The sequence below is a fragment of the Brevibacillus sp. FSL K6-6036 genome, assembly GCF_037964015.1.
GTDB classification, from domain to species: Bacteria; Bacillota; Bacilli; order Brevibacillales; family Brevibacillaceae; genus Brevibacillus; species Brevibacillus borstelensis.
On sequence record NZ_CP150173.1, the window covers coordinates 4,652,986 to 4,672,589 of the forward strand.

10 protein-coding genes are annotated in these 19,604 nt (G+C 46.8%); 5 read left to right on the forward strand and 5 right to left on the reverse strand.

The window, feature by feature from the left end:
• Positions 1–8: 8 nt before the first annotated feature.
• The 3 genes from NST37_RS22865 to NST37_RS22875 all read left to right on the forward strand — a co-directional run bounded on the left by NST37_RS22865 (position 9) and on the right by NST37_RS22875 (position 3,808).
• A complete protein-coding gene (locus NST37_RS22865) occupies positions 9–1,715 on the forward strand; it encodes an Ig-like domain-containing protein (RefSeq protein ID WP_339185890.1) in 1,707 nt (568 codons plus the stop codon).
• Positions 1,716–2,060: 345 nt separating this feature from the next.
• Entirely contained in the window at positions 2,061–2,924 is an 864-nt protein-coding gene (gene xerA, locus NST37_RS22870) for a site-specific tyrosine recombinase/integron integrase (protein WP_339185892.1), read from the forward strand.
• 71 nt (positions 2,925–2,995) lie between these two features.
• Positions 2,996–3,808, forward strand: a complete 813-nt coding sequence (locus tag NST37_RS22875) for a hypothetical protein (RefSeq protein ID WP_251246991.1) — start codon at positions 2,996–2,998, stop codon at positions 3,806–3,808.
• 103 nt (positions 3,809–3,911) lie between these two features.
• Here the strand turns inward: NST37_RS22875 and NST37_RS22880 are convergent, their stop codons facing one another.
• The 4 genes from NST37_RS22880 to NST37_RS22895 all read right to left on the reverse strand — a co-directional run bounded on the left by NST37_RS22880 (position 3,912) and on the right by NST37_RS22895 (position 13,697).
• Positions 3,912–5,027, reverse strand: coding sequence for a GLUG motif-containing protein (locus NST37_RS22880; RefSeq protein WP_311067978.1), 1,116 nt, complete (start codon positions 5,025–5,027; stop codon positions 3,912–3,914).
• A gap of 930 nt (positions 5,028–5,957) precedes the next feature.
• Positions 5,958–8,441, reverse strand: coding sequence for an immunoglobulin-like domain-containing protein (locus NST37_RS22885; protein WP_339185894.1), 2,484 nt, complete (start codon positions 8,439–8,441; stop codon positions 5,958–5,960).
• A gap of 218 nt (positions 8,442–8,659) precedes the next feature.
• A complete protein-coding gene (locus NST37_RS22890) occupies positions 8,660–11,854 on the reverse strand; it encodes an S-layer homology domain-containing protein (RefSeq protein WP_339185895.1) in 3,195 nt (1,064 codons plus the stop codon).
• 436 nt (positions 11,855–12,290) lie between these two features.
• Positions 12,291–13,697 (reverse strand): TolC family protein, encoded by a 1,407-nt coding sequence (locus NST37_RS22895; RefSeq protein ID WP_339185897.1) that lies wholly within the window; start codon positions 13,695–13,697, stop codon positions 12,291–12,293.
• A 304-nt stretch (positions 13,698–14,001) separates the two neighbouring features.
• Between NST37_RS22895 and NST37_RS22900 the strand changes: the two genes are divergently transcribed.
• Together NST37_RS22900 and NST37_RS22905 are read left to right on the forward strand one after the other, a co-directional pair.
• Positions 14,002–14,658 carry a YigZ family protein gene (locus tag NST37_RS22900; protein WP_024983776.1) on the forward strand — a complete coding sequence of 219 codons (657 nt, stop codon included), beginning with the start codon at positions 14,002–14,004 and terminating at the stop codon, positions 14,656–14,658.
• Between the two features lie 237 nt (positions 14,659–14,895).
• Positions 14,896–15,591, forward strand: a complete 696-nt coding sequence (locus tag NST37_RS22905; RefSeq protein ID WP_327955744.1) for a hypothetical protein — start codon at positions 14,896–14,898, stop codon at positions 15,589–15,591.
• A gap of 49 nt (positions 15,592–15,640) precedes the next feature.
• On the opposite strand, the gene NST37_RS22910 is transcribed toward NST37_RS22905, so the two are convergent.
• Positions 15,641–19,579, reverse strand: a complete 3,939-nt coding sequence (locus NST37_RS22910; protein WP_231504290.1) for an S-layer homology domain-containing protein — start codon at positions 19,577–19,579, stop codon at positions 15,641–15,643.
• Positions 19,580–19,604 lie beyond the last annotated feature (25 nt).

Genomic DNA, 19,604 nt, shown 5'->3' on the forward strand with positions numbered 1-19,604 from the left:
CTCAGTTCTTGGGTCTGACCATCAACGGTGACCAAGCTGTAACTGTTGACGCATTGGTTGCTGCTGGATACAAAGTTGAATTCCAAGCAACATCTGACGTGTTTAAAGGTAACGCTTATACTAGCGAGACAGGCGAATTGAAAGACGGTCTTTCTGTTGGCACAACTTTCAAATATAAAGTTGTTGTAACAAAGGACACAGCAAAATTCGAATCCGATCTTCTGACAGTTAAAGTTAGCGATGACACAGTTGTCGTAGAACCAACTGAAGCAAAACTCAAAGTTGGCAGCAAGCTTTGGGATCTGGGCTATGTAACTACTGACGATGCACCTGAAGTTGTTATCACAAAAGGTAAAAACTTCGCTGGTACTGTAATCGACAAAAATACTGGCGATGATGAAGTAAATGGAGAGAGCGTTGCTGCTGGAAGCGTAACTTATACTTCTAGCAATCCTGCAGTGGCTCTGGTAAGCAGCGAAGGTAAAATCAAAGTCCTGAAAGCTGGAACCACCACTATTACAGTGGCAATTGGAGACAAATCTACAGCTATTGAACTCGTAGTAAAAGATTCTCCTGTTGCAACGAAAGTACAAGAAACCTCCGCTAAAGTTCTCAAAGACGAAACTTCTTTGGAACTGACACTTCTGGATCAATACGATGCTAAGCTGCGTAAAGCAGCTGACATTACTGGCTGGACTGTCTCCACAGGCAGCGACAAAGCGGATGTCATTGACCTTGCAAATGCTAAGCTGGCTGTAGATAACAGCACTTTCGCACTTAAAGTTACCGACTTGGCATTTAAAGCAGGTACTGATACGCTTGTAATCAAGAACAAAGACAATGCAGTAGTTGGTACTGTTTCTGTTCAAGTAGTAGATGTTGCTGGACAAGAGCCAGACAATTACAAACTGGTTCCAGCATCTTCTACCGAAGATTTGAAACTGGATATTTACCCAACGAAAGAAACAGTGGATCTTTCCATCGAGAAATATGTTGGCGATGTTAAAGTAGGAACCGTTGTTGAGGCAGAAGAAGGTTTCACCTTTGTTTCCGATAACGAAAAAGTTGCTACTGTAAATGCCAAAGGTGAGGTAACTGCAGTCGCTGCCGGTAAAGCAGTGATCTCCTACAAACAAGGCGGTATCACGGTAGCAACCGTTGAAGTAGAAGTAACAAACTCTACTCCACAAATCACTGATATCAAACTGAAAGAAGGCAAAACTCAGGTTGAGGTTGCAGGTGGAGTAGAAACAGCTGACGCTGCTACATTTACCGATCTGATTGATGAACTGCAATTTATCGGTGCAGACGGTAAAGAAATCGCTCTGTCTGTGAATAATTCCGATGAACTGACCGGTATTGAGTTTAAAACTATCGTTGATTCTGATGACTTGGTAGCAGTTTCCGACCTTGGTACTGTAGCGAAAGCTGCAACTAAAGCTGTTACTAAAGACACCAAAGCAACATTGGTTATTACTCTCGATGCGGCTTACGGCGGCAAAGAAGTAGTGCTTCCGATTCTGGTTACTGCAGCTGTTGAAGGCGGCACAGACACTGGCGCAGGTACTGACACTGGTGCAGGCACAGACACTGGCGCAGGCACAGACACTGGCGCAGGCACAGACACTGGCGCAGGCACAGACACTGGCGCAGGCACAGACACTGGTGCAGGCACAGACACTGGTGCAGGCACAGACACTGGCGCAGGCGCGTAAATTATTAGTCAGGACGTCTGTCCATAAGAATTTTCAACTAAGAGTCTAACATCGAAAGGTGTTAGACTCTTTCTTTTTGTTTTCATTGAACAGAAATGATGACACAACTCTGGAATCATTCGTTACCGAGCTCAGACAGAAAATCACTATATGAAGAAAACCAGCAGCACAAACCATATGTTGAAAATACCCAAAGATGTAATCTTGTCTACACTGACTTCCCAATAATATTTGAACTGCAACCGTTTCCAAGTTATACGACCTATAAAACTGGTTAGAATGTTTGATATGACAATATGTCCATAAGATGAAGCATGTTTCGTTACTAAAGGTGGGCAGATAGCCATGCTACTCATAAATGCGATTCAATTGTTTATGCAATACTTGTCCTCTATAGATCGAAGCCATGAGACGATTACCGGCTACCGCAAGGACCTGATTTTTTTCACTCGCTTCCTTGAAGCCAAGTATAACGTCGAGCCCTACATTGATGAAATTACAGCAAACGATATAGAAGATTACCTCACCTACCTCAAAGAAAAACGAAATTATGCACCCGCCAGCAGGGGGCGCAACCTTCATACGCTGCGTTCTTTTTTTGCATACGCTTACAACAAAGAGCTGGTGAGCCGCAATGTAGCGCTTTCTGTGGAAAAAATTAAGGTACAGCAAAAAGAAAGAACCTATCTGACGGAAGAAGAAGTCGAGCAACTAATTAAAAAGATCGACCACCGTTTGATTCGCTTGGTGGTGATCGTCTTATACATGACGGGAATGCGAATTTCCGAATGCCTGAATCTGACGGTCGACAACGTAGACTTGAAACATCGGGTAATCCATGTCGTCGCCGGGAAAGGGAACAAGGACCGACTCATACCCATTTCCAATAGATTGCTTCCCTTACTTGAGGATTACATTCGCAACCAACGCCCTGAAACCGAATCTCCGTTGTTTTTCTGCACCAAGAAAACGGGAAAGCTGTCCCCTGTCTACGTCAATCGAATCATATCGCAGGCAGTCAATGAGCTGGGCTGGAAAAAGAAGGTGACAGCTCACATCCTGCGCCACAGCTTCGCCAGTCGGCTGGTCAAAAAGGATGTGAATCTCGTGCAAATACAAAAGCTGCTGGGACACTCGTCTTTGAATGTGACGAGTATCTATACACATACCGATTTGGAGCAACTGAGCGAGGCAATCAATACCCTGTAAACAAGATAGAGAAACGATAAAGAAATGGGCATGGAAACATGCAAGGGAGTTTAATAGAGGTGTATAAAACAATGGATGTACAAGCAGATCAAAAGCCCATCTACGATGAACGTGCAAATGCCATACTCCGCGGTCTCGTGGAGGGGAAGACTAGGGATGAACTCGCAAAAGAACTAGGCTATAAAAACTACAAAACCCTCGATATTTACATGCGGCGCAAGAATTTCAAATGGGACCGGGATAAGCAAAACTACGTGCCGGCCTACAGTCGCGTGGACAAACAGGATATGGATCTGGCACTGCTTCGTTCGTCAAAAGTAGCCACGGTCATTTCCCTGTTCCAAAAAGAAGGAGCCGACGCCAAGACGATTGCCAAACGCCTAGGCTTCGCCGATCACCGTGAACTGGCCAATTACATGAGAGCGAAGGGCTACAGATGGTCGTCCGAGCAGGGGAATTACACGAGAGTATACGGACAGCTCCAGGAGGAGGCTGAGGGCCGTCCAGAGGCCGTAGAAGAACTGCAGGATAGTCATGGAGGGGATGAGGCTGTAAACACATCTCCGGCCCCCAGATTGAGCCGTGCGGACACAGCCCAATTGGAGCGCTATTTGCCCCTTCTGGAGATGCTGGAGCGAAACAAGGACCGGCTGATCGATCTGATCGTGCCGGGGGCAGAAAGCGGAAAGGTGCCGCGCTACGCAGTTCCAGGCATTTTCGTGACCAAATCCGTACACATGACCAATACGCTCGATTCACTTGTCCGGGAATATAGCAAGGAAAAGAACATCAGCCAGAGAGACATCTTCGCTGTAGCGCTGATCGAGTTCTTTCGCAGGTATGGATATGAGCGTGAAATAGAAACTTTGCTGGGAAGGACATAGCTTGGGGCTATGTCTTTTTGCTGTCTTGACGAGGGAAAAGAAAAAGGGCCAACGCTTGTAGCGGTCGACCCACTTTTATCGATTCATGGCAGTTTTCTGGTGTTTACTCCCATTGGAAAGACGGATACTCACCCATCTGCCACACGTCCGTAAAATCCCAGTCTGTAAACGATTCCTGCTCCTTCATTTGTTCAGATGCAAGCGGCGTTCCCTTGCCCGTGTCATTTTGTCCAGTCTGATCCTGATCGTAAAAAGAGTTGGTCACTGTGCCGCCGCTGTCCAGCTTGCCGACCAAGCCGCCAACTTCTTTGGCGTTGCTGTCTATGGTTCCGGCAGCATACGTTCTGGTAACCTCTTTATGATTGATTCCCACCAACCCTCCGATGACAACATCCTCTCTATACTTTCCTGCAGTGATATCGGAGCTAGCATACGCATCCGCTATCACTCCCTGATTTTCTCCCACCAATCCGCCTACAGCCATGGACTCAGTATCAATCGTTGCTTTTGCATAAGACTGTTCGATGGTTCCTTTGCTTCCATTTAGTCCGGCAAGGCCCCCAACATTATTCGATCCGCCCGTGACGTCCGTCAGTGCATACGACTGCCAAATCTCCCCGTAGTTTTCCCCGACCAGTCCGCCAAGGTTGGAAGCGTTACTTTCTACGCTGCCCTTGGCAAAGGATTGCTCAATGGTACCGGCGTTTGCACCCACAAGTCCTCCCGTTGAAACGAAGCCGTTAGTCGTTGTGTCTGCGGATGATCGGCTCAGGGTAGCCCCTGGCTCCATTCTTCCCACAAGCCCGCCTGTATACCAAGAGAAATGGTTGTCAATTCTTCCCGAACCGGAGCTGTCCGCAATCGAGCCGCGTTCCATATACCCAACCAATGTCCCGACGTTGTGGCTATCGGCTTTGATAGTTCCGGAAACGTGAGTATTTGTTATGGTTCCTCCAAGCATTTGTCCGACCAGGATGGCAACTCCGCTCTTAGTCGTACGAATGTCCGCATCTTTGAGGGTGAGGTCGCTGATTTCCGCTTTGCCCTCAATGGTTCCGAAGAGACCGAGGTTTTTCCCTTCAAAGATATACAAACCGCGGATGGTGTGCCCGTTTCCGTGAAACGTTCCGGTAAAAGGGGTCGTTTCGGTGCCGATCGGCGTCCAACCATTGCCTGTGTTGTAAGGAGCCTTGCTCAGATCGATGTCTGCATCCAACACGAAAGCGGAGTCAAGGTATTCTCTCACATGGTTCAAGTGATCGGCGGTTTTGACGACATAGGGGTCGTGGATTGTCCCCTCGCCGCTTGCAAACTTGGGATCGCTATGCTCGCCTTATATCCCCGTCGGATTGTTCTCCCCAAGGAAATTTCGAGTCGAGCCTACACCGTGCGGGCACCTTTCAGCGCACACGGCGTGCCATCAGCAGAGAGAAAAGAGGAATCACCAAAAAGGACTGTAAATACGGTTTGTATTTACAGTCCTCACGGGTACTGCGAGAAACTACAACGCCCATTGTACGTTCTCATATCCTCTTATCCGCTGACTGGGTCCCTTCGCTCCGGCCCGTTTTCCCCTCCCCGCCTGTGTTGCCACTACGGGTACAGACGGCAAGCCATCATCACTACTACGAACCCGCCGCCATCTTATCAGCCTCGCCGGTGCTAACCCACCTCTTCTGATAAGACTTCAAACGTTCCGCCTTGTCTATCCCTTCTTTTGCTAACCGTAGGTCCCCACTATACAATCGAAGAAAAACAGGTTTAACAGCCGAATTGTTCCTGTTTCGCCTGCATCATTGCAGATGCAGCGGCTGTCGCCCAACCCCTAGCTTTTTACCTGACGACAGCTATTTTCGATTGGGTCCACATGGGTTCGTCGCCTGACCATAGCCAGCTTTTAAGGAGCCCCGCCTCGCTTTGCGCGAGTACGACTTCACCTGACTTCACGCCATTGGTTGATTAGGGCCGCTGACGTGCAGGAGGATTAGGCACGTGATGAATGGGCTGTTATCACGGATTGGATTTGCACCAATCGATTGAACAAGGCAGTTAGAGAAAATCCCCCTGGACTTGCGTAATCTGCATCGTCAAGGGGGATTTCTCCACTTCTTTCACTCAGGTGAGTTTATGAAGTGACGTTTCGTGTTATTTAAGGGGTGGTTTTTGCAGGCACTTTAACTTCAAATTCGCCTGTATCAGCTGTTTTTCCAGTTGATTTTTGAGTTACTGTTAAGACAATTTTAACCGTGGTTTCCGCATCTGGTGGAGTAATAGTTCCATCCTTTGCGATTACATCTTCATTATCCGACGACTTAATCGCTACAGAATAGCCTTCTCCAACTGTTGGCAATGTTAATTTTGTAGCATCAGCTTCCGGTGCAGGAATAGAATTAATTTTCTTCACTTCTTCTTCTAATGCTTTAGCCGCTTCTTTGTCACCAAAGCCTTTAACATTTACTTTTAAAACTTCACCAAGATCAACCTTAAACGTATCTTCTTTTACTTTAACAGAAACCGTGTTGATAACAATCGATACAACGCCGTCTTCAAGTAATGTTGCTGTAGTAGCTGTTTTGCCGTTAAGAACAGCATCGTTATCGCCAACAAACTCAAAGTCTGTTACGGTAATATCACTGCTTCCTGCCCCTGTATAGGTAACATCAAACAATTGGTTAAGCTGAACTACATCGACAAATTTTACGGTATCATTTTTACTATCAGCAACACTTACATCGAGGGTTCCCTTAGTCAAAGTAACTTTAGGCAGTTCCTTTGTATCCTTTACAGAGAACTTGCCACTGAATACTTGGTATGCGGTTTCTGCGTTTTCTCCAACTTTTACAGTAACAGTGTATTCCTTGCCTACTTCAAACAGAGCAGATTTGGAATCGATGAGCAGTTCACCATTTTCAGATGTTACATTTACCGGATTTCCTGCTGAATCTTTAACACTGTAGTGTACATTTGTATTTAGCTGTTGAGCTTTTCCACCGTTCGCATCTACTGCGTAGACTTTAAGTGTAAATTCCGATTTAGAAGTTTTGCCATCACCGCTCTTATCCAGGACTGATTCAAAGCCGTCTACTGAAAAATCAGCAACTGCTCCAGCTTTTTCAACCTTTACAAGCAGTTCCGTCTTGATTTGATCATTTATAGCGAATTCAACGACAGCTACACCTTCTGTATTAGGTACAGGTTTTACGCTATACGTACCCTTAGGTGTAGTCTCGCTTACCTCAACGATATCTTTACCGGATTTAACAGTAACTTTCACGTCTCCGGTATAAGTGAAATCATCGCCATACTGATCTTTGAATGCAAGCGTTACGTTCTTAGTTGTTACCAAAGACGAAGACAAAGTGATTTCATTGTCTTTCAGGTCCTTAAACTCAATTTTGTTTACGTCAGCTTTAGCAACAACACTGATTTCAACTGTTTTTGTAAAATAAGCTTTTCCGTCTTTAAGAACCGAGATTTTAACCGGTACTGTACCGTTTTTAATTGGCTTTACGCTACCGGAGACTTGGTCAACCAATGCGATTGTTTTGTCTAAAGATTCGTAACGAACATTACCATCAAATGCGCTCTTTTCACCGAATTGGTCTTTAAACTGGACGAAGAATTTTTGGTCGGAACCGGTTTTAGCCACTGTGTTTTGCTTATAATCTGTCTTATCAAACCCAGGGTCTTGGTTCGGTGCAGCTAAAGTCCAGTTAACCAGTTCAGTCGCTTTTGATGCTTCTGCTTTAACCGTAATTTTTTCACTCTTCACTTCAGTACCATTTTCTTGGTACTTCACATATACCAATGCAATAGCTCCATCTGCCAGCGCTGGAGTTTTTCCATCAGCAATTGTGACGTTAGATTCATAAGTCACTTTATCTTTGTAGTCTGCTGTTACATCCAAACCTGCTTCATCAAGAATCTTGAATTTAATTGCTGTTGCCTTACCAGCAGGTACGATTTGTGTTGTTTCCGCTTCGATTTTTGCTACTTTGCCAACCGCAAAGTCAAAATCTTTTGAAGAGGATGTGCTTCCAGACTTAACAGTTGCTGTGTAAGTACCTTTAGTCAATGATTCATAGAATTCAACGACCGCAGATTTTTTATCTTCAGACACAGTTACGGATTTAACATATTGTTTATCTCCAGTAGTCTTGTTTACTACTGTTACATCTTCTTTGTTCAATGCTGCAACTGCATTAACAAATGTTACTTTGATACTTTTAGTGGAAATAGCACTTACGCTTTCAACAGTGATATCACCAGGAACAGGCCAGTCATTCTCATCAGCTGGGTTCCACTTCTCACCCTCGGAACCAACTACAGCGTAATCGTTCTCTTCGAACAAATCACGAGTTGCTGGCTTCAGTACATCTTCCATTTTTTCAGCTTCAGCAGCTACCAGGAAGTTTGCAGCTTTACCGTCTTTGTTTACGTAAACAGTGTCGGTTGCGTTGCTCAGGATTTCTTTCAAGCCAGCTTTAAAGTCAGCCAGCAATGCTGTTGGAGAATAATATTTGTCAACTTCTCCGCCAACGTAGAAACCTTGGCTAGGTTTCGCCATTGCGGAAGCTGCCATGCTAGTCAATACAGCTGTAGAAAGAACAGAAAGTACCAGCTTTTTATTCACGTACTACCCCTCCAGATATTGATAGGTTTTTTTTGTATTTGAGAAACACTCATGCTGTGTATCTGGATGAGTGTGTTTCCCCATATCTGAGTCTGTCCTGTGTTTGGCTTACATGGAATGACAGGGCAGAGGGACTTCCCCCTGCCCCAGGTCATTCATGCCAAACAGGTTAACACTTGAAGAGGATCAGTCAGTTCCCTTGGAAACTGTAGATATTCTTACTTCGTGTCGAATTTGATTGTGTGCTTCTCGGACTTTTGGCCTTCCAGAGTAGCTTCGATGGTGTATTCAGTTGCTCCTGGTTCGCCCAGAACAGTTACTTTGAAAGTACCGTCATTTGCAACAGTAGCTGTCTTTTCGAATTCACCAACAGTTACCTTGATAGTAGCGCCTTTTTCACCTTTACCGGTGATCACGTACTTACCGATAGTGTCATCGAAGATGGTGCTAACAACCGCTTCCAGGGACTCTTCATCCAGGATGTCTTTGTCGCCTGGTTCACCTGGCGTTGGCTTTTCGTAATCAGCTTGAGCGAAGAAGTTTTTCAGGATTGTTTCACGCTCTTCTTTCGTGAATTCACGTTTGAAGTCATCTTCGTTGATTACAGTCAGTACGTAGTCGTACTTGTCACCATCATCGTCAGTTTCAACCAGGATGATGTAGTCGCCTTCGTCTACGCCGTCAGCTGCTTCGAGGTCGCCAGCGTTGATGTAAGCAGTTTTGCTGTTAACAGAGAAGTATTGAGTTTGCTTCTTGCCGTCTGCATCTTTGTATTCATAAGTGATGCGGCTGGAAGTAACGTCTGTTACTTGAGCAACTGTCAGTTTATCCAGGTTTGCATCTTCCAGTTGTTTTTTCGTTGCTTTTTCGTATTTGCCATCGCCGAAGAAATCAGCAGTTTCGATATCGTCAGCACGGTCAACTACTTCAACAACATCATCAACGATTACTTCATCGTCAGAGTTGAGGCTGTAAGCGATGAAGTCGCCGCGACGAATACCAGCATCGAGAAGGTCTTCGTAATCGCCGTCGAGTTTGTACTCAACAGTGGTCAGTTTGTCATCTTTATCCTTGGTAATGAGTTCGATGATGTCATCGCCCTTGGAACCGAGGTTCAGAACTTGACCGTATTTCACATCGCTGCCCAGACCTTTACCATCGATAACGAAGATAGCGTCAACTTCTTCATCGTCGTTGATAGTGTAGTAAACTTTGAGGTCTTTCTTCTTCGCGATGTCTTTGAACTTAGCGATGCCAGGGCTCTTCAGTTCGTTTTGAGTGCCGCGGATTTCGCCAGTCATGTCGAAGATCGCCGTGTCGGAGACTACATCGTAGCCGTTAACCATTTCGTCGTCTTCGTCTGCTGCATTATCCCAAGCAGTACCTTCGAGGTACTTCATGTTTGTTTCAAGAACTTTTACTTTTTCTGCTTCGCCTTTAGCATCCATTGTTACTTCAAGCAGCAGAATTTTGTTTCCATCTTTGCTTGGTACGAAATCTTTCTTGATTTCGTCTTCTTTTTTGTTTTTCTCGTAAGATTTACCATCTTTCATGTAAATCTTGTCTGGTTTCAGAGCGAGATCGTATTTTTTGCCGTTTTGACCGATGATGCTGAATTCGTATTTACCACGGCTCAGCTCGGCTTGAGAAGTCAGGATTGCTTTGAAACGGCGATCGCTTACGTTGTCACCAGTTTCGATGTGACGGATACGGCCGGATGCATCCAGGTACAGTTTTACATTCTCGCCATCCAGGTCACGGATTTTATCCCAGTTGCCAGCTTCCAAAACAGTGATGTCTTTGTTTTGGTTGTCGGAGAAAGTAGAACCTGTACGGAAACGGTAAGTCTTGTCACCGATAGTCAGACGGTTGTCGGAATCGGAACGAACAACGACTTTGTCTACTTTACCTTCAACTACAGTGCTAGTAGCGAATACCAGCAGTTTTTCTTTCTTACCGTCAGCATAGTAAACGCTGTATACGTCCATAGGCTTCAGGTCAGACAGTTTAGCTGGCTTGTTGTCGCGGAATACGAGGAAGTCTTTTCCTTCGTCCAGATCTTCCAGCTTGCTGAAGGAGCCACCATTCAGGTTGGTGATTTTCTTCTTGTCAGCATCGATTTTCTCGATAACTTTGGAACCGTACTTCACGCCTTCTTTTGTAGCGTTGAGAGTTTGGTCGTCGATTACGTGGATGTAGCTGATTTCATCTTTCTCATCCAGTACTACTTTTGCGGAGAAAGTCCAGCCATCGTTTGCAGCGATGATGTCTTTGATACCTTTGGTAGCATCGCTGTAAGGCTTGAAGTTGTAAGTAACTTTTGTGTCTTTGTTGAAACGGTAGGTTTTGCCGTTGCCATCAAGTTCGATTTCCAGATCTTCGAGATCGCTGTCTTTCTTGATGTCATCAGTGTTACCGTTTTTGATTTCACGATCGTTGAAGTAGAAAGTGCCCAGACGATCCATGATTACTTCTTCGTCTTCGGAGCCTTCCATCCAAACGATGGTGTTTTCTTTATCGTCTTTGATCCACACTTGTACGTGTTGACCATCGAATTCGTTCGGGTTGATACCGTCAGCTACTTTGTAAGTAGAAGATCCCAGGCCAGCATTTTTACCGTTCAAGGAAACTTCGTTAGCTTTCAGAGTGCCCAGACCGATAACTGGTACGTTTGTTACGATCGGCAGATCTTGTGCACCGTTCTTCTCGTCTTTCGCCCACTCCATGTCGCGAACTTTCACTTTCATGTAGCGAGTCAGAAGAGTTTCGTTGGTGATTTGGAAGTTGAAGTTAACTCCGTAATCTTGTTGCTCCATCAGTTTTACGCGGAGAGCGTTGTCGATCATTTTGAAGATGTCGCCGCGAGTTGCTGCGTTGTTAGGAGCAGTGATGCTTTTCGCGATGTTCAGCTCGGAAGCTTTCGCGATCATGTTGTTTGGCCATACGCCTTTAACAGATGGCTCATAGCCCAGAGCGCGGATCAGCATGGTTACTGCTTCTGCATAAGTAACATCGTTTTTAGGTTTGAAGGATTTGTCCGGAAAACCTTTGATGATCTCTTGGCCGGATGCTACGTTTACGAAACCAGCAAACCAGTCAGAAGAGTTTACGTCAGTGAAAGTGGATTGGTATTGAGCAAATTTTGCACCTTGCTCCAGTCCACGGATACGAGTGATCAGGGTAGCGAACTCAGCGCGGTTGATTGTTTGATCAACTTTGAAATCGCCATCGCCATAACCTTGTACAACACCCAGTGCATTCAGTCGGTTTACAACCTTCTGAAGTTCAGCATCCATCTTAGGAGCTTCTGTTTTCGTGGTGTCTGTTTGAGTTGCTTCTTCTGCGCCCACTACCATAGGAGCAACAGTCAGTGCGAGTGCACTAGCCAGTACGCTGTTAACAACCTTTTTCATAACCTTGGGTTCTCCTCCTCTAGTACAAACAAATTGTTCTTGGGGAATATTATTTAGTAATCTATCTTTCTTTTTTGAGCCCGAATCCTGCAAGCGCGTTTCACCTCCTTTCGCAGGATTGCTCCGCTTTTTCAGTGTGAAAGTTCTAGTATATTCAGTATTGTGTAAATGCAACAATCCCTAGTGTATCACAGGTGCTAGAATTCGTGAATCTTTTTTACACAATTCCCCGTATTTCGTGTGACATCCTATTAAACGCCTCAGCTCGCAAAAAGTTGCGGTGCCTTCGAAAAAAGTTTTTAAAAATTTTTGTGGTCGCACTTTCACTTCATTATGTATATGGTGACATCCGCCACAATTCGTATTATAGAGCAGGTTGGGCGGGCTGTCACCAGTGAACCTTTTTCCATTTTTCCGGTCAACTTACAGCTCTTGGCTACTTGCTCACTCCGAGGGCATTCTCGAAGTTCACTACCGCCAGATTGTAGTTGCGGATGGCCTCCAGGTATTGATTTTCCCTGTCGGAGTACTCTTCTTCAGCCTGGATCACTTCCAGCGTCGTAGCCAGACCGTTTTCAAAGCGAAGGTTGGTCAGACGATAGCTTTCTGCTGCCGCTTCCTGCGCTTTTTTCTTAAAATCGATCGCGACCTTGGCTGCATTCAACGTGAGGTAGTTTTCGGCTACCTCCATCTTGATCTGACGGTTTTGCTCATCAATGGCCAGCTTGGCTTTTTCCACGTTGTTGCGGGCAATCCGGCCTTGATAGGTAGAGCTCAGAGACCACTCTTCAAAGAGTCTTACGTTCAGTTGAGCGAGATCCAGCTCTCCAGCTTTTTGCTGCACCTCAATACGCTGGGCGAGCGCTTTTTCCTGCGCCTGCTGCAAAGTAAGCGTAGGAGCGGCTACCTGTTTGTTCTCCGGGGCCAGCTTCCACTTCTTGTTGACATCTACGCCGATGATTTCATTGAATTTCATCCGGTTGATTTCCACGGTGTTTTCTGCAGCTGCCAGAGCCGCCTGTGCGCCGGCTACCCCCATCTCGGCCTGGAGAATATCGGTCTTGGCCTTGGTTCCTACATCAAATGCCGCTTTTGCTACTTTCAGCTGGGTCTGCGCACGGTTCAGGCTTTGCTTTTTCAGGTTCAGGTCCGCCTCTGCATGCAGCAGATTGTAGTAAGCCTGCTGGACTCCCAGCTTGACCTGACTCTCTGTCACCTTTACCGCCAAGTCATTCAGCTTTGTAGTCAGATCTGCCTGAGCCCGGGTCATTTTTTTCTGTTTCTCCGCATCCAGAGAACTGTCCATCATATCGGCTGTGATCGCGGAGGTCGTGGCATAAGACAGCGATTGGTTAATATCTGCGCTTTTCGCTTCCAGACGGGCTGTAAGGATCTTGGAGTTGTTCTGCATCGCCAGTTCGATCGCTTTGGCCAGAGTCATCTGGTCAGACGCAGTGGAATCTGCTGCAGGTGTATTATTCGTGGTGCTGGTGTTTGTAGTCGTAGTTGTGTTTGTCGTGCCAGTTGTGCTTGTAGTCGATGTATTTTTGGCGTCTGTTGCCTTTGTTTCTGTTGCCTTTGCGTCTGCCGTACCGTTCGCAGCCGCTTTGTCTTCCGTTGCGGCGGTATCCGCTTTTGTTGCGTCTGTCTTGTTCGCATCTGCCTTGCTGTTGTCCGCAGTTGCTGCAGTCGTCGCTTTGTCATTCTGCTGACTTCCTTGTGTTTGCGAAGCAGGAGCTGCTGTTCCGCTTTCAGAAGCGACTGCACCTACACCGATCGAGGTCGCCATGACGGCCGCTATGGAAAGCGTCAGCCATTTCTTCGATGAATATGGAAAGTTCATTCTTTTCCACTCCTTTTTGCCTGGATTCATAATGTTTTCACTAGCAGGAAGCTTACAGTTTGTCCCACCAACACTATATCACACCGAATAATGTTTCGTACACGAAGAATCGCCAGTTTCCAAATCTTTCACCTTATCATTGCACCTTGCCATCTATATGCACCCCTCCCCCCGTTTATCACACCTGCCATCTCGTGTTACTACGTTTAAGTCGCCGAAAAATTTCATCTATATAGCGTGTTTGCCATCCACTATTCGAAAACCTTTGGCGGACATGCTATTCTTATCCTTGAGGTGAAAGAGCATGCTACAACAGTACAAAACGATTGCGGGATACGGGGAAGACGAGATTGTCATCGAGCGCTCCCGTTTTATCGGATATGCGCAGCGCGTCACCAGCGAAGAAGAAGCTGCGGCATTTATCGCTATGATTAAAAAAAAGCATTGGGATGCGACCCATAACTGTTCGGCTTTTGTCATCGGGGAGAACGATCAGATCCAGCGCTCCAGCGACGATGGAGAGCCGAGCGGAACGGCTGGCAAGCCTATTTTGGAATGCATCAAGAAAAATGGGGTAAAGGATACCGCCGTCGTCGTGACTCGTTATTTCGGCGGGATCAAGCTGGGTGCCGGCGGTCTGGTCCGCGCCTATACGGCAGGCACGGTGATCGCGCTGAAAGCGGCCGGAATCGTCGTCCATACGCTTCATCAGAAAATCTCCGTCAGTGTCGACTACACCTGGTGGGGCAAGGTCGAAAACGAACTGCGGATCGGCCAGCAGCGAGTCGTCGGGACGGACTATACGGACAAGGTCACCGTGCATGTGTTGATTCCGGACGGTGAGCAGGACGATTTTGTAGCGCACTTGACGGATGTGACGAATGGCCAGGCGCATATTGTTCTCGGCGAAAAAGAGTATGTGGAAGTCCCTGTGGAGGCTGTCGGGTCGGAAGATGTTTAAGGTGCGGTTGGATTGGTTTGTTGCGGGTCAATCAGCTTGTCCGGGTTAACCGCTTAGATGTAAACCATCTGGATAGAAAGACTACAGACAGAGCTTTGACGTCATTTCACTTGATGGGCTGGGGCTGATTACAGTTTTGCTAAACTCATTTTACCTTGTTGCCCTCCTCTTTCTTCTATTAATATAGAGAGACAAGTGCAGGAACCCATACTATCCAAACAATCGGGGGGAATGACGGTGGGCAGGTCATTGGATGAGCTGTTTGACAAGCTGGAAGCACTCGGCGAGAGGATGGAGCATGGTTTTCAAGCGATTGATAGGCGATTTGAAGAAGTAGACAAACGGTTTGAGCAGATCGATAGGCGGTTTGAAGAAGTAGACAAGCGGTTTGAGCAGATCGATAGGCGCTTTGATGACGTAGACAAGCGGTTTGAGCAGATCGATAGGCGGTTTGATGAAGTAGACAAGCGGTTTGAGCAGATCGACAGGCGGTTTGATGATGTAGACAAGCGGTTTGAGCAGATCGACAGACGGTTTGATGATGTAGACAAGCGGTTTGAGCAGATCGACAGACGGTTTGATGATGTAGACAAGCGGTTTGAGCAGATCGACAGACGATTTGATGATGTAGACAAGCGGTTTGAGCAGATGGACTTGCGGTTTGCGAATGTCGAGAAACGATTGGACCGACATGATGGCATGCTGGGAAGCCTTGAAGAGATGTATGCATCTCTGGTCCAAATGGTGGGACACAGCAACGCCCGGATGGACGAGATTCAGTCCGATCTGCTTGAGCTGAAGCGATTGTGGGAACAGACGGACAAATCGACCGCTTTTTTGGAACATAAGGTCTTTGAACATGAAAAACAGCTGTTTCTCCTGCGGGAGAGATTCGAATCATATATTCAGGAAAGACGAGATAAAGAAAGCTGAAGAGGATTTCGCCTCTTCAGCTTTTTGTGTTTGTTGCCGCTTTTATACGTTACTGCTTAGGCAGCTTCTTCAATTGCGTCATTACACGAACGGTGATAACGGCCATCTCTGCACGAGTCAGGTTGTTGGCCGGTTTAAAGCTGTATGTTGGTCTTTTGGCGGTCGGATCATCGGCCTCGCCATTCATCAGTTTTGCTTTTGCTACGGCCAGGACGGAAGCCGTGGCGTAGTGTCCGACGTCTTTTCCATCCGTAAACATTTTATTCAGAGCTTGCTTCGAAGCCTCCGGTGTACCGGTTTTCAGATTCAGCGCACGGGCAATCATCACCGCAGCTTCTTCACGGGTCAGCGGATCATCCGGTCTGAAGTATCCGGGCACCTTCCCGCGAATAATTCCTGCACGAGCTGCAGTTTCCACGTACTTATACTCGTAATCCCAGTGAACAGGTCGCGGACGGACATCGAGGAATGTCGGGTTTACCGGGTCGGTTTCATCACTGTCATAGTAAGGTCCGGCCTTGATCGGCAAATCCATCGCTTTTACGAGCATGGTCGCAAACTCTCCGCGAGTGATATCGCGATTCGCTCCAAAGGTGCTGTAGCTGTATGCCGGCATGATTCCTTTTGAGTAGAGTGTTTCCATCGCGTCACGGGCATATTCATGGAACACCACGTCGTCGAAGGACTCGCGGTTTTTCATGACCATGTAATAACCAAAGCCTCTAAACGGAACCGTAACGGTCTTCTTGCCGGTATTTACAACGCCCCCGATATTTTTCCACTCAAAGCCGTTGTGATAATAAACGGTGAGAATGTTGTTTGCCGCATTCACGATGGAAGAGTCGTATTGAATCGACAGCGTCCCTTCCCGGCTCGGGATGAGGTTGTCATCATAGCGTCCTCTGAATTCTTCCCCATCGTCCTCATCGTAGTATGGGTCGCGCCCACCTGGATTTTTCACGTCGCCAGCGTCAATGTAGTAAAGCGGGCTTGCGTAATTGAACTTCTCATCCAATTCCAGTCGGCTCTTCATCGAGCTGCCAGACAAGTTCACCTGGCCCGTGGTACGGTCGGCAATACCAAAATACAATGGTACATCGACAAAAATGTCTTCGGTTGGATTCTTGACTTCTTCTCCTGCACGGTGATTGCTTGGCGAAAGAAGTACGGTTCCTGCAGGGAACTTCAATTCCAGCCCCTTGTTAAATACCGAGAATGACACTTTCTTGCCGAGGACTTCGCGGTATTCTGCACCATCTACCGTCGAATTCGCATTAAAGATTTGAATCTGGTCGTTGTAGGTGGTATCTCCTACCTGAACCGTGAATTTGATCGTGTTCAACCCGTTTTTCAGCGGGACAGTCGCCGTAAAGACGTAATAAGTCTCCGGTATCGCTTTTGCGAAATCAGGGTCGAATCTAAAGTCGGGTTCAGTCCTGTTGCTCGTTTTCGCTTCGATTTTGCCAAACATGACCTTGTCCGCTTTTTCAGCGAAAACCTTGATCACGGCACTGTTGCTGTTTACAGTAATGTACTGGTCTGTCGACCTGGCTTTGACCGGACTCAAAACCTCCCAGTTGCTTGTTCTCTGGTTGATCTTGATGTTGTATCGTACGACTGTACCGCTTTCATCCTCTGCAACGATCGTGTATACCGTCGAGTTGTTTTTCCGCAGAGTCAGCGGCAACAACGCCAGGTACTTTTCCTGCTCTTCGAGTTTTTGATCGCCTGTTCCCTTTACCGCTTGCTGCACTTTGTCTAGCATGCGATTGTACTTGGAGGAAGATAGCGACCCTTCGAAGCTCGTGCTGGATTTGTCGTCAATGTTGTAGCTGGAATCAAAGAAGTTTTGCAAACTGCTCGGAAGCTCGCCAATCGCATCATTGTATTCCTTGCTGGCAGGGTCTGGCGTCTTCCAGCTTCCGGAATCCTTTTCAAATTCCACAATTCGCTTGCCGTTTTTCTCCACATAGAGCTTGGAGGCATCTTTTACCTTAAAGGAGAATTTGCTCAAGAAAGCAGCACCGGTTTCGTATGTTCCGCCGGTAGAACCAGTCAGCTCATTTTCCTTCCCATTGAAGATTCCCCACAGCTTTACCTCTTCGATGGAGGGAGCCTTGGCCGTAATGTACAGGATATTGTAGGTAAATACGACAGGAGTAGCTCCCGGTTTTGCCGTTGGATTCAGTGTAATTTTCAGGGTGTTTGTACCCTTTTTCAATATGGAAGAACCGTTGACCGACTTCTTCAACTCTGAACTTGAAATGCTGAACTTGCCATTCGCGGCGTCGACACTCGAAAGGGCTAGGTCCTGTTCGTTCAGCTTCACAGTGAGATTATCCAGCTTGGAAGAATCGCTCGGGTTTGCTTTCAGATCAAAGTTGTACACGCGTCCGTGCAAAGTCGGTACATCGCTGTCGCTATTGATCTGGAAGCCGTCATAAAAGCTGTTGTCTTGCGAACCGGTTTTGTAGGTAAGCTGTACGTAAGGGGCAATTTGCCACTTGATCGGATACATTACAGACGTGCCAGCTCCGCCTGTATAAACAATTTTTAGATTTCCCGTACCTGCGTCGGGATTTTTCAAGCTGATCGTTGCCACATATTTGTTTGCAACCGTGTTTCCTGATGCATCTTTAAAGGGATCTACCTTCAGGGCATAGTTGCTGCTGTCCAGTGGATTCTCGTTTAGGTAGAGTTGATACTTGCTGGAATCGCCAACAAATTCACCGGTTACGAGAAGTTCTGCAGGCACTCCCAGCAGAGTATTCGTCCTGGAAGTAGAGAGCGGCGCTCCCAAATAGCTGCCGGAGATAAACTGCGGCGCATCCTGCTCTACGGTCTTGATGGTGTACAGATACCGTTTTACCTCAAAGGAGCTCGGTGTTGTAGACGGATCTGTGTCTTCTTTGTACTTGTAAACAAGCCATACAGTGTATTTCTTTCCAGATGCCAATGCCGATTGGGGCACATTACCGCTGAGTTCGTATTGCGTAAAACCGTCATTGGACGCTTTTTTGTCTGTAATGGTAGCCGTATAGGAGGTTTCCGCCGAAGCCCCGTCTTCTTTGATGACAAAAGACATTGAATCAAATGGCTTGTTCGGATTCGCCGTATCGTATTGCAGCAAGGCGGAAGATTTCAGACTCAGGTTCGCTGAGCTTGCCGGATCGACTCTCACAATGTTGTTTCCGACCTCATCCTCTGTGTCCGGAGTCAGCCGCTCATTGTTGATGCTGAGATTATAGAGCAAATCGGCTTCACCGATCGACGTCGTGACAATCAGAAGCTTTCTCTCGATGGCGCCAACAGTTTTGTTTTGGTTCAACGCCGTGAAGCGAAGCGTGTTTTCACCAAACATGACAGGAATTTTCAGGCTGAAGAAGCCTGTGTTTTTGCTGACCGAACCGCGAACTTCCTCGCCCTTGGAGATATTCTCCACGACAACGGTATCCGCATTCAACGCCTTGCCGTTGAGATTGACAACCATCCGGTTCGAGGCAGGCAAAGAATAATAGGTGACTCCACTCGGATTGAGCTCGGTATCCTCAACAGATATTTCCTCAATGATCGGGGTGTCGTTATAGTTCACGTAAAACTGCAAATGATCCTTTTCCACACTGCCTACATTTTCGTAAAAGCTGATCTTGTTCAGACCTGGCTGCAACGAAATGTCATAGAACGTAAACTGGCTCCCCGACACGGTCGGTGTTATTTTTTCCATCCCGGGGACTTCGGTTCCATTCCCCAAAGTGATTTTGACCCGCAAATTCCGGCCGGATACGCCAGCTCCCACGGTACCACTGATGGTAATCTTTGAACTTCCATACGTATAAGCGTCCACAGGGCTTGTGCCCTTGCCGTTATACGCATCTTCCAGAATGACAGGTTTCTCAGTAGCAGCAGCAGCCATGGACGGGAGCACTCCACTGACTACAAGTAACAGTGCCAAACTTACAGCCAACCACTGCCGCATCGTAGCGAACATCTTCTGCAAAAGGTTTCACCTCTCC